Consider the following 12,901-nt stretch of genomic DNA (forward strand, 5'->3'; position numbering starts at 1 on the left):
ATCATGGACCTGAGCTTTGCCGACTGGCAGGAGGCCGCCGCCGCCCTCTGCTTCCGCACGAAAGCCTATATCGACGGGCAATTCACCGACGCGGCCTCGGGCAAGACCTTTGCCACGATCAACCCGGCGACGGGCGAGGAGATCGCGCAGATCGCCGAGTGCGACGCCGCCGATGTGGACCGCGCGGTCAAGGCCGCCCGCGCCGCCTTTGAGGACGGGCGCTGGTCGCGCATGGATCCGGGCGGGCGCAGGGCGGTGCTGCTGAAGCTCGCCGAGCTCATCCGCGAGAATCTGGTGGAGCTGGCGCTGCTCGACAGTCTCGACATGGGCAAACCGGTCACGGATGCGGCCACCGTCGATGTGCCCGGCTCGGCGCATTTCTTCCAGTGGTATGCCGAGGCCATCGACAAGCTTTACGACGAGGTCGCCCCCACCGGCAAAGGCGATCTGGCGCTGGTGCGCCGGGTGCCGCTGGGGGTTGTGGGCGCGGTGGTGCCGTGGAACTTCCCGCTCGATATGGCGACGTGGAAATCCGCCGCGGCGCTGGCCGCCGGCAATTCCGTGGTGTTGAAACCCGCCGAGCAGTCGCCGCTTTCGGCGCTGCGTCTGGCGGAGCTCGCCTCCGAGGCGGGGGTGCCGCCGGGCGTCTTCAACGTGGTGCCCGGCTTTGGCACCACGGCGGGCAAGGCGCTTGGCCTGCATATGGATGTGGATTGCCTCGCCTTCACCGGCTCCACCGCCGTGGGCAAGAAATTCATGGAATATTCCGGCCAGTCGAACCTGAAAGCGGTCTGGCCCGAGACCGGCGGCAAGAGCCCCAATATCGTCTTTGCCGATTGCGAGGATCTGGAAACCGCCGCCGACATGGCCGCCTTCGGGATCTTTTTCAATGGCGGGCAGGTCTGTTCCGCCAACAGCCGGCTTTATGTGGAGCGCTCGATTCAGGACGAATTCCTCGCGCTGCTGAAAGCCCGCGCCGAGGCGATGGCCCCCGGCAACCCGCTGGACCCTGCGACCAGGCTCGGCGCCATCGTGGACGAGAAGCAGACGCAATCCATCATGGCGCGGATCGCGGCGGCGCGGGAAAGCGCGCGGCTGGTCTCCGGCGGCGAGCGTGTGACGCTTGCGGGCAAGGGCTGCTTCGTGGCGCCCACCGTCTTTGGCGATGTGGCGCAACACGATCCCATCGCCACCGAAGAGGTGTTCGGCCCGGTGCTTGCCGTCATCCCCTTCGACACCGAGGAAGAGGTCATCGCCATGGCCAATGACAGCATATATGGTCTCGCCGCCTCGGTCTGGACCGACAATCTCAGCCGCGCCATGCGCGTCTCCGACCGGCTGCATGTGGGCACCGTCTCGGTGAACACCGTCGATGCGCTCTCGGCCCAGACGCCTTTTGGAGGCATGAAGCAATCGGGCTTCGGGCGCGATCTCTCGCTGCATTCGCTCGACAAATACACGGCGTTGAAAACCACCTGGATCAAGTACAAACTGTAGGTCGCGACGTGGCCAAGAGGCGCCCAATGATCCGTTACACGCTCCGGCAGCTTGAATATTTCGTGGCGGTCGGAGAGGCGGGCAGCATCACCGTGGCGGCGGGGCGGGTGAATGTCTCGTCGCCGTCGATCTCCACCGCGATCTCGCAGCTGGAAACCGAGTTCGGCATGCCGCTTTTCGTGCGCCAACACGCGCAGGGCCTGTCGCTGACGCAGGCGGGCCGGGCGCTGATGGATCAGGCCAGGGCGGTGCTGCGCGAAGCCGACCGGCTGATCGATCTGGCAGGCGACATCTCGGGTCAGGTGCGCGGGCCGATCACGGTGGGCTGCATGCTGACCTTTGCGCAGGTGGTCCTGCCGGCGCTGCGGCGGGATTTCGTCGATGCCTATCCCGACGCCCGCTTCACCCAGTCGGAATACGATGCCAACGATCTGGTCAGCGCCCTGCGCCGGGCAGAGATCGACGTGGCGCTGGCCTATGACCTGGTGGTGCCGCCGGATCTGACCTTCATCCCGCTGATGGCGCTGCCGCCCTTCGTGCTCATCGCCGCCGATCACCCGCTGGCCGAGCGCGAGGAGATCGCCGTGGAGGAGCTGCGCGCCCTGCCCATGGTGCTGCTCGACCTGCCGCAGAGCGCCGATTACTTCCTGTCCTTCTTTCAGGAAAAGGGCATCAAGCCCGAGATCGCCGAGCGTTCGCGCGACATCGCGGTGGTGCGCAGCCTCGTGGCCAACGGCTTTGGCTATTCCATCGCCAATCTGCGCCCGCTGAACGGTCTCTCGCCCGACGGCAAGGCGCTGAAATTCATCCCGCTCGCCGGGGAACTGCGGGCGTTGAAGATGGGCCTTCTGGTGCCGCCGCAGGCCGAGACCACCCATGTGGTGCGCAGCTTTGTCGAGTTCGCGCAGAGCTGGGTGCATGACGGGTTTTCGCGCGGCGGCGTGCCGCTGGAGGTCAGCGGGCCTCAGGCGCGCCCAGCAGTGGCAGGAACAGCGAAAACAGTTCCGCCTGAGAGCTGATGGCGCAGCGGTGATAGAGCTGTTTGCGGAACACCTTGACGGTCTGCGGGCTGAGATCGAGCCGCAGCGCGATGGAGGCGGTGGAATGCCCCTTGAGGATCAGAAACGCGGTTTCCGCCTGGCGCGGGGTCAGTTCGATCCCGAGCCTTGCCGCCGCGTTGCGCCGCAGCCTCTCGACCACCGCATCGCTCTCGGGTGCCGGCGCACCGCCCGGATGGAGCCCTGCCCAGTGCCGCCGCATCAGCGCGAGGCAGACAGGCGCGATGCGCGCGGCCTCGGCCAGATCGCGGCCGGAAAACCGCTTTCCCGACGAGGCGTCGCGACCAAGGCAGACGGTCACGCTCACCCCCGGCGCGGGCGAGGCGACATAGGCGATCTCGTCAGTCAGCGTCGTGCCGGCGTAGTAGGTCAGGTAATAATCGCCCCGGGTGAAGTGATCCGGCGCGATGTCTTGCAGGCGATAGAGCCCGTCCGGCGCCGCATCGAGATGCAACTGGTGGAACGGATCGAGCAGATAGGCACCCTCCAGATAGGCGCTGTCGAGCCGCGCATGCACCCGGGGCTCCGCCGCCGCGCGGTAGAGCATCTCGGGCGCCGCGCCGTCGCGATAAGCCAGCGTCGTGACATTATCGAAGGCAAGCTCGCGGCCCAGCCAGCCCGCCAGCACCGCCGGGAATCCTGCCATACCGAGCGCCTCCAGCGCCGCCGCCAGCGCTGTGGCGCGCGGGTCGTCACCGGTGAGGGCAAGGCTGCGGGTCACGGGATACCTCCTTGGGGGTATATACCCCTCAGAGAATCATATCTTAATCTCAAATCGAGTTGAAAGGGGTATCTCCCCGCACATTCCCACCCTCAGCCGATCAGAGACCGATATGACCAGCACCGCCGAGATTCTTGCCCAGGACAGCCACCTCATCCAGTCCTTCGCCGACCTGAACGCGCTCAAGGCGCAGGGCGCGCGGACCGTCATCAGCCGCGCCGAGGGCGCCCATGTCTATGACAATGAAGGTCACCGGATGATCGACGGTATCGCCGGGCTCTGGTGCGTGAATATCGGCCACGGGCGGCAGGAGATGATCGACGCCATCACGGAGCAGCTCCGCCAACTCGACTATTACTCGACCTTCTACAACTTCACCCACCCCACTGCCGCCGCCTTGTCGGAAAAGCTGGCCTCGCTGGCGCCGGGCGATCTCAACGCGGTCTATTTCGGCAATTCCGGCTCGGTCGCCAATGACAGTGCGATCCGCATCCTGCACCATTACAACATCCGCAAGGGGCGCCCCAACAAGCTCAAGGTGCTGTCGCGGCACGGCGCCTATCACGGCTCCACCCATCTTGCGATGGCGATTACGACGCCCGCCTATTCCGAGGGCTGGACCGCTGCCTCCGATCTCGTCCACCACCTGCGCGCGCCGCATTTCTGGCGCGAGGGCGAGGGCATGAGCGAGGCGGAGTTCCTCGATGCACTGGCCGGAGAGCTGACGGACAGCATCGAGCAGATCGGCGCGGAGAACATCTGCGCCTTCATCGCCGAGCCCATCCAGGGCGCCGGCGGCGTGATCACCGCGCCGGCGGGCTATCACCGCCGCATGCAGGAGATCTGCCGCGCGAATGACATCAAATATATCGCCGACGAGGTGGTCACCGCGTTTGGCCGGCTCGGGCATTTCTTTGCCTCCGAAGCTGTGTTCGACACCACGCCCGACATCATCAACACCGCCAAGGGTCTGACCTCGGGCTATCAGCCGATGTCGGCCACCATCGTGTCGGACGAGATCCACGACGTGATTTCCGGCCCCGACGGCATGTTCCTGCATGGCATGAACTATTCCGGCCATCCCGCCGCCGCCGCCGCCGCGCTCACCAATATCGCCATCATGGAGCGCGAGGGCATTCCCGAGCGCGTGCGGACAACCGGCGCCTATTTCGAGCGCAAGCTGCGCGGGCTTGCCGATCTTGAGTTGGTCGGCGAGGTGCGGGGCAGCCATTTCATGATGGGCATCGAATTCGTCAAGGACCGCGCGACAAAGGCAAGCCATCCTGCCGAGGCGGAGGTCGGGCTCAAGGTTGCCCGCGCCTGCCAGAAACGCGGTCTTGTCGCCCGGCCTCTGGGCAATGTGCTGATCCTGTCGCCGACGCTCATCATGGATGAGCCGATGATCGACGAGATCGAGGGCATTCTGCGCGAGGCCATCACCGAAATCGCGGCGGGGCTCTGATCGCGACACAGCGCAAGGCATCTCATGGACACGCTCTCTCTTCTCGACCGGCTGATCGCCTTCGACACCACCAGCGCCAGATCCAACCTGCCGCTGATCGGGTTCGTCGAGGAATACCTCAGGGCGCGCGGCTTCCACATTACGCGCCTGCCGGACACGACCGGAGAGAAGGCCGGGCTCTTTGCCGTGCTGGGACCGGAGGGTCACGGGGTGATACTCTCGGCGCATACGGATGTGGTGCCGGTGGCAGGGCAGGAGTGGCACCGCGATCCGTTCCGCCTGACCCGCGAAGGCGAGCGGCTCTACGGGCGCGGCACCACGGATATGAAGGGCTATCTCGCCAGCATGCTGGCGCTCGCCGATCGCGCGGCGAAAGTGCCGCTGCGCGAGCCGCTGAAACTGGCCATTTCCTATGACGAGGAGATCGGCTGCGTCGGCATCCGGTCGATGATCGGTGCACTGCCCGAGGCGCTCGGCACGCCGCGGGCCTGTTTCGTCGGCGAGCCGACCGAGATGCAGGTCGCCATCGGTCACAAGGGCAAGGCTGCCTTCGAGGCGGTGTGTCATGGTGAAAGCGGGCATTCGGCACTGGCACCGCGCTTTGTCAACGCCCTGCATCTGGCGGCGGAGTTCGTGACCGAGCTGCGCGGCATTCAGGACCACTACGCGCGAAACGGCGCCCGCGATCCGGCCTATGGCGTGCCCTATTCGACGATCCATGTGGGCACGCTCTCGGGCGGAACCGCGCTGAATATCGTGCCGGACCGCGCCGAGCTGCGCTTCGAATACCGCCACCTCGCCGCCGACCCCGCCGAAGAGATCGCCGCGCGGATCCATGACGCGGCGACGCGCGTCACCGGGCATTTCGCCGCGCAGAGCCCGCAGGCGCGGATAGATGTCACGCAGGTCAATGCCTATCCCGGACTCGATCAGCGCGAGGATGCAGGGATCGTCACGCTGGCCAAGGGGCTTGCGCAAAGCAACGCGGTCACCAAGGTCGCTTTCGGCACCGAGGCCGGGTATTTTCAGGGCCTCGGCATCCCCACCGTGGTCTGCGGCCCCGGCTCGATGGAGGGACAGGGGCACAAGCCCGACGAATACGTCACCCTGCCCCAGCTTGCCGCATGCGATGCGATGATGGACCGCATTCTCGACAGTCTCAAAGACTGAGACCGCCCCGGCAGATTCGGCAAGCAGAACCTTGATCGCATGTCGGCCATTGAAATCGCAGGCAGGATTAGCTAACTTAGCCATATCCATTCCGGAGCCCGCGTCATGCAATTCAACGTCCACACCGCCAAGAGCCAGCTTTCCAAGCTGATCGATGCCGCGCTCGCGGGCGAAGAGGTGATCATCGCCAAGGGCGCGCGCCCGGTGGTGCGGCTGGTGCCGGTGGCACAGTCGGGTTTCAAGCTCGGCACGCAGCAGGGCAAGCTGGGCGCCCTGCCCGATTTCCTCGAACCGCTGGACGAAGACGAGCTGGATCTCTGGGAAGGCCACTGAGTGCCTGCCGTCCTGCTCGACACCCATGCCTGGGTCTGGTCCTTTGCCGACGAGACTCTGCTTTCGCCCGCCGCGCGCGCGGCGATCCTGAGTGCCGAGGCGGTGATGGTCAGTCCAATCTCGTTTTTCGAGATCGGGCAGAAGGTGCGCATCGGAAAATGGCCCGAAATGGCCGGAATGGTCTCTGACCTGCCGCAGATCCTGCGCGATCAGGGCGGGCTGCTGGCGCCGTTCACGCCGGAAATCAGCCTGCGCGCGGCGCTCTGGGACTGGGCGCATCGCGACCCGTTCGACCGGATCATCGGCGCCACCGCCGCCGAGGCCGGCCTGCGGCTGGTCACACGCGACGCGGCCTTTGCCGGGCTGCCGGAACTTCAGCCGATCTGGTAGGCGTTCAGACCTCGTCTTCGTCGCGCAGCCGCGAGCCTTCGGGCGGCGCGCGGCGGATATTGCGCTCCAGATCCAGCACATAACCGATGATCGCCGCCACCGCCTCCCAGTGCTCGACGGGGATCTCGCGGTCGATCTCGCTCACATCGTAGAGCGCGCGCGCCAGCGGGCGGTTCTCGACAATCGGGATCTCGGAGTCGCGGGCCAGCCGGCGGATCTGCGCCGCCATGAGATCGGTGCCCTTGGCCAGACAGACCGGCGCCAGATCGACGCCGTTCTCGTATTTCAGCGCCACTGCGTAATGGGTCGGGTTGGTGAGGATCACCGTGGCGCGCGGCACTGCCGCAGCGATGCGCTGGCGGGCGCGTTCGCGGCGCAGACCCAGCCGCTTGGCGCGGATCTGTGGATCGCCCTCGGTCTCCTTCATCTCGTCCTTGATTTCCTGGAAGGACATGCGCTGCTTGCGGCGATGGTCGAAACGCTTCCACATGATATCGGCGATGGCGATCACCGCCACCAGCGCCAGCGTCATCAAGAGCATCTGCCCCGCCGCCTGCCGCGCGTAATCGGCCAGCATCTCGGGAAAGATCCCCTGCCCCTGCCAGATCTGCCGCACCGCGCGATAGCTCACCCAGCCGGCAATCGCGCCGACCGCGAGCACCTTGCTCACGCTTTTCAGGAACTCGACGAAGGAGGCGAGCGAGAACAGCCGTTTCAGCCCCGCCGCGGGCGAGATCTTGGACCATTTCGGCCGCAGCCGCTCCGCCGCGACCACCACCTCTCCCTGAAGCGCCACGCCGGCCAGCGCGCCCAGCACCATCAGCAGGATCATCGGCGAGAGCAGCAACACGACGCCGCGCAGCAGCTCGCGCGTGACCCCGCCCAGATCGCGCAGCCCGGTGACATCGCCACCGATATGCACCTGCCCCGCCGTCTCGAACACGCCGCGCAACAGCCCGGTGAGCGGCGCCGAGACCGAGGGCAGCACAAAGGCGGTGATCCCGAAGAGCGACAGCACCGCCATCAGCGTGCCGGCCTCTCTGGAGGAGGCGACATCGCCCTTCTCGCGAGCCTTCCGCAGCCGGCGCTCTGTCGGCTCTTCTGTCTTGTTGTCCTTGTCCTCGTCGGCCATGGCTCAGAACACCAGCAGGCCGAGCCAGTCGGCGAAACGATCCGCGAATTCGCGCAGCATCATCGGCGCGGCAAGCCCCAGCACCAAGAGCCCCGCCATGATCAGCACCGGCGCGGCGACAAAGAACACCGGCAGCGCCGGCATCATCCGCGCCGCGAGCCCCATGCCGAGATTGGCCAGGAGCCCCATGACGTAGAACGGCGCGGCCACGGTGAGTCCGAGATAAAAGCTCTGCCCCACCGCCTTGACCATCTGCTGCGCCAGATCGCCGGTGAGGATGCGGCCCGGCGGGAACATGTCGTAGCTCATCATCATGGCGCGGATGATCAGGTGATGCAGATCGGTGGCAAAGATCACCGCGATGCCGCCAAGCATCAGCCCGGTGGAGATCAGCGTGGAGCCCTGAAAAGACCCTAAGTCGGGCGAAAACGCGTTGGACAGGCCCGAGATCAGCCCGATCTGATAGCCGGCGAATTGCAGCCCGGTCATCAGGATCCGTGCCGTCATGCCGATCCAGACCCCCAGTGTCAGCTCGATGGCAAACGTGCCCAAGAGCTGCCCCGGCGTGTCGAGCGAGATCGGCCCCACCGGCAGCGCCGGGTAGAGCGTCAGCGACAGCAGCACCGCGAAGGCCAGACGGTGGCGTGTGGGGATATAGGTCTCGCCAAGCGCCGGCATGAACATCAGCACGCCGCCCAGCCGGGCAAAGACCATCGCCACCCCGAGGAATTCCAGCGTGAGCAGCGCCGAGAGGTTCATCTACTGCCCGATCGTCGCGACGGTGCGCAGCGCCGCCTTGCGGTGGATCTCGTTATGCGAGAGCACCACGGTCATCGGGCTCACCCGTTCCAGCATCGAGCGCACAAAGCTGCGCACCTCGGGGCTGACCAGCAGCGCCGGCCACTGGTCCTGCTCGGCAAAGCGCTGGATCTCGCGCCGTGCCTGCAACACGAATTCCTGCACCCGCTGCGGCGACATCACGAAATTCCGGTCGTCGCCATTGACCCGCAGCGCTTCGAGGAACTCCTTTTCCCAGGCGGGCGACATGGACAGCACGGAAATGAACCCGGTATCGTCGATCAGCGACTTGCAGATCTGGTTAGACAGCCGCCGCCGCACCAGTTCGGTGATCTGCACCACGTTCGAGGTGCTGCGCTTGGCCTCGGCGATGGATTCGACGATCAGCGGCAGGTTGCGGATGGAAACGCGCTCGGCCAGCAGGTTCTGCAGCACATGCTGGATCAGCACCAGCGGCGCGTTGCCCGGGATCTCGTTGGCGAGCTTCTGATATTCGCGGTCCAGGCCCTCCACCAGATCCTGCGTGGCACCATAGGTCATCAGCTCGGGCAGGTGTTCCTTCACCACCTCGGTCAGGTGGGTGATGATCACGCTTTCCGGATCGACCACGGTGAGCCCCATCGCCTCGGCGCGCGGCCCGTTCTCGGCATCGACCCAGAGCGCCTCCAACCCGAAGGTCGGATCCTTGCCGCGCTCGCCCGGCAACCCGCAATCGCCGGGATTGACCACCATGAGCCCGGCGGGCCGCACCTCGCCCCGCGCCACCTCGACCCCCTGCACGATCAGCGCATAGCACTGCCCCGGCAGCATCGGCTCATCCTTGATCCGCACCGAGGGCAGTACGAAGCCGAACTCGCGAGCAAAGAGGTTGCGCAGGCTCTTGATCTTGCCGGCCAGTGCCGCGTCGCTGCTGGAGATCAGCGGCACCAGCGCCTGCCCCAGCTCCAGCCGCAGGCTGTCGAGCTTCAGTGTGTCCTTGATATTGTCCTCGGGCGTCGCGGCCTCGGCCTTTTGCTTGGCCGCCTCGTCGCGCGCCGCCGAGACCCGCGCGGTGCGCGCCTGCTGCGCCACCACCACGCCGAGCGACACCATGAGCCCGGCGAGCAGCGTGAACACCACGCTGGGAAAGCCAGGCAGAAGCCCGATGCCGAAGAGCAGCACGGAGGCCATGAACAGTGCTTTCGGGAAGCGCGAGAGCTGGCCCAGAACCGCCTCGTTGGTCGCGCCTTCGGTGCCGCCCTTGGTGACGATCAGGCCCGCAGCCAGCGACACGATCAATGCCGGCACCTGCGTCACCAGCCCGTCGCCGATGGTCAGCGACGTGTAGAAATCCGCCGCCTCGGAAAGGCTCAGCCCGTGCTGCGCGACGCCGATCAGGATGCCGCCCACCACGTTGATCAGCGTGATGATGATGCCGGCCACCGCGTCGCCGCGCACGAATTTCGCGGCACCGTCCATGGCGCCGAAGAAACTGCTCTCGTCCTCCAGCTCCTTGCGGCGGGACCGGGCCTGTTCCTCGTCGATGAGACCGGCGCCGAGATCGGCGTCGATGGCCATCTGCTTGCCGGGCATCGAGTCGAGCGAGAAGCGGGCGGAAACCTCGGCGATGCGGGTCGAACCCTTGGTGATCACCACGAAGTTGATCACCACCAGAATGGCGAAAACCACGATCCCGATGATGAAATTGCCCGAAACGATGAAGCGCGAAAAGCCCTCGATCACCCCGCCAGCGGCGCTGGCGCCGGTATGGCCTTCGGACAGGATCAGCCGGGTCGAGGCCACGTTGAGCGACAGGCGCATCATCGTCACGACCAGCAGCAGCGTGGGGAAGCTGTTGAACTCCAGCGGCTTCGGAATCCACAGCGCCACCATCAGGATCAGCACCGAGACCGAGAGCGACACCGCCAGCCCGAAATCGAGGATCACCGGCGGCAGCGGCACAAAGAGCACCGCGAGGATCAGGATCACCGCGACGGCAAAGCCGATATCCCGGTTACCCCGGCCCCGCGTCAGCCAGCCGGAGCCGGCGGCGTTGAGGATGGGATCTGACATCGCCATCAGAACATCTTCCGGAATGCGGGCAGCACCGGCTCCATGACGCCGCGCCCGAAGAGACTGCGCGCGCCCTCGGCGGCGGCGCCGGAGCGCTGCGTGAGATCGGAGGTCCAGAAATGCCCCGCCGGCAGCGGTGCTGCGGCGGCGGTCACAACGCCCCCTGCCCCGACCCCGCGAGAGGCTAGCGCACGAAAGATGTCGAGCCGTTCATTGGCGATATCGACATTCTGCTTGAGCCGCGAGAGGTAGGCGTCCTTGTATTGCTCGGTGGCCGAATGATACCGCCCCGCCGCCTCGATCCAGTCACCGGTCTGGCCGTAAAGGCTCACCAGCAGCCGCGCCGCGTAGTCGACATTGCGCGCCGGGTCGAGCCCCTCCTCGACCGAGGCAAAGGCATCCGGGTGCCAGCGCAGATTGACCTGCATGCATCCGACGTCGATGGACTCGACCCCCTGCCCCTGACGCGCGCGCACCCAGCTTGCCGTGGTGCCGGGGCTGGAAAAAAACCGCCCGTCGCCATCGGCATTTGCGACCCAGGGCCAGATCGTCAGCTCGCCCTCATGCATCAGCCCGGCCTCCTGCAAGCCGATGCCGAGCAGCAGATTGCCGGGGATCTGGTGGCGCAGCTGCGCGCGCAGGATCTCCTGAATGCAGACCCCGGCGGGATCGACGGCGGCGCCGGGACGCGCGGCGGCCTCAGCCCGGGCACTGGGACGATAGAAATTGCTCCAGTCGGCAAAGGCCCCCTGCCCCGCCGCGAACACGGCAACCAGCACCGTCAGCATCCCCGCAAGCCAGCGCATCACGAGCCCCCGCTGACGATAAGATCGAAGGCACGATCAGAGAGCGTCTTGACCATGGAGTACATGAAGGGCGTGAAGACCAGCAGCCCGAGAAAAATCGCGACGATCTTGGGCACGAAGGTGAGCGTCATCTCCTGAATCTGCGTCAGCGCCTGAAAGAACGCGATGAGCAGACCTACGACCAGGGCAATCGCCATGATCGGCCCCGCCGCGTAAAGCACGGTGAGGAAGGCGTCGGAGAGTATCCTATGGGTGTCGCTCTCGGTCACAGTGCCCCCTGCCCGATCAGACCGCTGCTCAGACCGGCATACGGATGATTTCCTGATAGGCCTCGACCAGCTTGTCACGCACCGAGACGGCGGTGCGCACGGTCGAATCCAGCTCCAGCGTGGCCTCGACCACCGCCTGGGTGTCGGCCTGCCCCTGCAATCCGGTCTGTGCCACCGCCTCGGCGTGGCGCACGGTCTGCACCGCATCACGACCGGCCTCGGCCAGCATGTCGGAAAAGCTGGGCTTGTCGGCCGCAGGCGCCGCGACGGCGCCCGGTTCGGCCGCCATGTCGCGCGAGGCCCGATAGGCCCCCGAGGCGGCGTTGATCGAAAGGAGAGAAGAGGCATCAGCCATGACGGGTTACCTTATTTCAGCAAATCGAGAAGCTGCGAGCGCATGTTGCGCCCGGTTTCGAACATATTGAGATTGGCCTGATAGCTGCGCGAGGCTTCGCGCATATTGCTCATCTCGAGGATGGTCTTGACGTTGGACACCTTGATGAACCCGTCCTGATCCGCCGCTGGATGGGCGGGATCGTAGCGCAGTTCGAAATCGGTATCGTCGCGGCGAATGCCCGAGACCTCGACCATGGAGTTGCCGCTCTCGCGGTCGACCATTTCCTCGAAGGAGATGATCTTGCGACGATAGGGCTCCTCGCCCGGGCTGGTGCCGGTGGAATTGGCATTGGCGACGTTTTCCGAGACGACCTTGAGCCGTTCGCCCTGCGCCCGCATGCCGCTCGCGGCGATGGCGCTGATGGATTTCAGCGAGTCCATGATGTCCCCCTTAACGAATGCCGGTGACGGCGATGGTCAGCAGCGTGTGACCCTTGCGGTAGAGCTCTGCCGCCAGCCGGTAATTGCCGGCCACCTCGGCGGCCTTGATGGTCTGCTGTTCGAGCGCCACGGTGTTGCCGTCGAGGCTGCCCTCCCAGGCGCTCTCGTCGGTGGTCACCCGCACGCCGTCCGGCGCGCCGCCCACGCTCTGGATATGCTTGGCGTTGGTCACATTCAGCCCGCGCACCGTGCGCGCGCCGTCGGTCATGCTTTCGAAAGAGCTGATCTCCTTCGCCTTGTACTCCGGCGTATCCGCATTCGCGATATTCTCGGAGATCACCGACTGCCGCGCGCCCAGCCACTTCATGCGCTGAGAGGCGAGCTGAAAAAACGACATACCCGCAAGCTTCATCACCAGTTCCCTTTTGCTTGAAAC

The 12,901-nt window shown here is 65.8% G+C and carries 15 protein-coding genes; 6 read left to right on the plus strand and 9 right to left on the minus strand.

Annotated features, from left to right (window positions below; translation table 11 throughout):
- The first annotated feature begins 3 nt into the window (after positions 1 to 3).
- Both Ga0080574_RS00305 and Ga0080574_RS00310 read left to right on the plus strand, forming a co-directional pair.
- Complete coding sequence (locus Ga0080574_RS00305; RefSeq protein ID WP_380659267.1) at positions 4 to 1,497, plus strand: aldehyde dehydrogenase; 1,494 nt, start codon at positions 4 to 6, stop codon at positions 1,495 to 1,497.
- A 26-nt stretch (positions 1,498 to 1,523) separates the two neighbouring features.
- A complete protein-coding gene (locus Ga0080574_RS00310; protein ID WP_076694008.1) occupies positions 1,524 to 2,516 on the plus strand; it encodes a LysR family transcriptional regulator in 993 nt (330 codons plus the stop codon).
- On the opposite strand, the gene Ga0080574_RS00315 is transcribed toward Ga0080574_RS00310, so the two are convergent.
- Positions 2,452 to 3,276 carry a helix-turn-helix transcriptional regulator gene (locus Ga0080574_RS00315; RefSeq protein WP_237219230.1) on the minus strand — a complete coding sequence of 275 codons (825 nt, stop codon included), beginning with the start codon at positions 3,274 to 3,276 and terminating at the stop codon, positions 2,452 to 2,454. The genes Ga0080574_RS00310 and Ga0080574_RS00315 overlap by 65 nt on opposite strands.
- A gap of 112 nt (positions 3,277 to 3,388) precedes the next feature.
- Between Ga0080574_RS00315 and Ga0080574_RS00320 the strand changes: the two genes are divergently transcribed.
- From Ga0080574_RS00320 to Ga0080574_RS00335, 4 genes are all read left to right on the plus strand, one after another.
- Complete coding sequence (locus Ga0080574_RS00320; protein WP_076694010.1) at positions 3,389 to 4,738, plus strand: aminotransferase class III-fold pyridoxal phosphate-dependent enzyme; 1,350 nt, start codon at positions 3,389 to 3,391, stop codon at positions 4,736 to 4,738.
- A 24-nt stretch (positions 4,739 to 4,762) separates the two neighbouring features.
- A complete protein-coding gene (argE, locus tag Ga0080574_RS00325; RefSeq protein WP_076694012.1) occupies positions 4,763 to 5,908 on the plus strand; it encodes an acetylornithine deacetylase in 1,146 nt (381 codons plus the stop codon).
- 105 nt (positions 5,909 to 6,013) lie between these two features.
- Positions 6,014 to 6,241, plus strand: a complete 228-nt coding sequence (locus tag Ga0080574_RS00330) for a type II toxin-antitoxin system Phd/YefM family antitoxin (RefSeq protein ID WP_076694014.1) — start codon at positions 6,014 to 6,016, stop codon at positions 6,239 to 6,241.
- Positions 6,242 to 6,631: a type II toxin-antitoxin system VapC family toxin gene (locus Ga0080574_RS00335; RefSeq protein ID WP_076694016.1), complete on the plus strand. Its 390-nt coding sequence runs from the start codon at positions 6,242 to 6,244 to the stop codon at positions 6,629 to 6,631. It abuts the gene before it with no gap.
- A 4-nt stretch (positions 6,632 to 6,635) separates the two neighbouring features.
- Here the strand turns inward: Ga0080574_RS00335 and Ga0080574_RS00340 are convergent, their stop codons facing one another.
- Genes Ga0080574_RS00340 through Ga0080574_RS00375 form a run of 8 tightly spaced genes read right to left on the minus strand, consistent with a single transcriptional unit; the run spans position 6,636 to position 12,877 of the window.
- Positions 6,636 to 7,763 (minus strand): EscU/YscU/HrcU family type III secretion system export apparatus switch protein, encoded by a 1,128-nt coding sequence (locus Ga0080574_RS00340; protein ID WP_076694017.1) that lies wholly within the window; start codon positions 7,761 to 7,763, stop codon positions 6,636 to 6,638.
- Between the two features lie 3 nt (positions 7,764 to 7,766).
- Positions 7,767 to 8,522 (minus strand): flagellar biosynthetic protein FliR, encoded by a 756-nt coding sequence (locus tag Ga0080574_RS00345; protein ID WP_076694019.1) that lies wholly within the window; start codon positions 8,520 to 8,522, stop codon positions 7,767 to 7,769.
- Positions 8,523 to 10,613 carry a flagellar biosynthesis protein FlhA gene (flhA, locus tag Ga0080574_RS00350; RefSeq protein ID WP_076694155.1) on the minus strand — a complete coding sequence of 697 codons (2,091 nt, stop codon included), beginning with the start codon at positions 10,611 to 10,613 and terminating at the stop codon, positions 8,523 to 8,525.
- A gap of 5 nt (positions 10,614 to 10,618) precedes the next feature.
- Positions 10,619 to 11,419: a transglycosylase SLT domain-containing protein gene (locus tag Ga0080574_RS00355; protein ID WP_076694021.1), complete on the minus strand. Its 801-nt coding sequence runs from the start codon at positions 11,417 to 11,419 to the stop codon at positions 10,619 to 10,621.
- Complete coding sequence (locus Ga0080574_RS00360; RefSeq protein WP_076694023.1) at positions 11,419 to 11,688, minus strand: flagellar biosynthetic protein FliQ; 270 nt, start codon at positions 11,686 to 11,688, stop codon at positions 11,419 to 11,421. Before Ga0080574_RS00360 ends, Ga0080574_RS00355 begins: the two co-directional genes overlap by 1 nt.
- A gap of 28 nt (positions 11,689 to 11,716) precedes the next feature.
- Positions 11,717 to 12,043, minus strand: coding sequence for a flagellar hook-basal body complex protein FliE (gene fliE / locus Ga0080574_RS00365; protein WP_076694025.1), 327 nt, complete (start codon positions 12,041 to 12,043; stop codon positions 11,717 to 11,719).
- A gap of 11 nt (positions 12,044 to 12,054) precedes the next feature.
- Positions 12,055 to 12,465, minus strand: coding sequence for a flagellar basal body rod protein FlgC (gene flgC / locus Ga0080574_RS00370; RefSeq protein ID WP_076694027.1), 411 nt, complete (start codon positions 12,463 to 12,465; stop codon positions 12,055 to 12,057).
- A 10-nt stretch (positions 12,466 to 12,475) separates the two neighbouring features.
- Positions 12,476 to 12,877: a flagellar basal body rod protein FlgB gene (locus Ga0080574_RS00375; protein WP_076694029.1), complete on the minus strand. Its 402-nt coding sequence runs from the start codon at positions 12,875 to 12,877 to the stop codon at positions 12,476 to 12,478.
- Positions 12,878 to 12,901 lie beyond the last annotated feature (24 nt).

The sequence above is a fragment of the Salipiger abyssi genome (genome assembly GCF_001975705.1).
GTDB classification, from domain to species: domain Bacteria; phylum Pseudomonadota; class Alphaproteobacteria; order Rhodobacterales; family Rhodobacteraceae; genus Salipiger; species Salipiger abyssi.

What these genes read in the sequence shown, in the direction of transcription:
- Ga0080574_RS00305 (WP_380659267.1), top strand. Translation starts at nt 4, where the DNA reads ATGGACCTGAGCTTTGCCGACTGGCAGGAGGCCGCCGCCGCCCTCTGC.
- Ga0080574_RS00310 (WP_076694008.1), top strand. Translation starts at nt 1,524, where the DNA reads ATGATCCGTTACACGCTCCGGCAGCTTGAATATTTCGTGGCGGTCGGA.
- Ga0080574_RS00320 (WP_076694010.1), top strand. Translation starts at nt 3,389, where the DNA reads ATGACCAGCACCGCCGAGATTCTTGCCCAGGACAGCCACCTCATCCAG.
- argE (WP_076694012.1), top strand. Translation starts at nt 4,763, where the DNA reads ATGGACACGCTCTCTCTTCTCGACCGGCTGATCGCCTTCGACACCACC.
- Ga0080574_RS00330 (WP_076694014.1), top strand. Translation starts at nt 6,014, where the DNA reads ATGCAATTCAACGTCCACACCGCCAAGAGCCAGCTTTCCAAGCTGATC.
- Ga0080574_RS00340 (WP_076694017.1), bottom strand. Translation starts at nt 7,763, where the DNA reads ATGGCCGACGAGGACAAGGACAACAAGACAGAAGAGCCGACAGAGCGC.
- Ga0080574_RS00345 (WP_076694019.1), bottom strand. Translation starts at nt 8,522, where the DNA reads ATGAACCTCTCGGCGCTGCTCACGCTGGAATTCCTCGGGGTGGCGATG.
- flhA (WP_076694155.1), bottom strand. Translation starts at nt 10,613, where the DNA reads ATGTCAGATCCCATCCTCAACGCCGCCGGCTCCGGCTGGCTGACGCGG.
- Ga0080574_RS00355 (WP_076694021.1), bottom strand. Translation starts at nt 11,419, where the DNA reads ATGCGCTGGCTTGCGGGGATGCTGACGGTGCTGGTTGCCGTGTTCGCG.
- fliE (WP_076694025.1), bottom strand. Translation starts at nt 12,043, where the DNA reads ATGGCTGATGCCTCTTCTCTCCTTTCGATCAACGCCGCCTCGGGGGCC.
- flgC (WP_076694027.1), bottom strand. Translation starts at nt 12,465, where the DNA reads ATGGACTCGCTGAAATCCATCAGCGCCATCGCCGCGAGCGGCATGCGG.
- Ga0080574_RS00375 (WP_076694029.1), bottom strand. Translation starts at nt 12,877, where the DNA reads ATGAAGCTTGCGGGTATGTCGTTTTTTCAGCTCGCCTCTCAGCGCATG.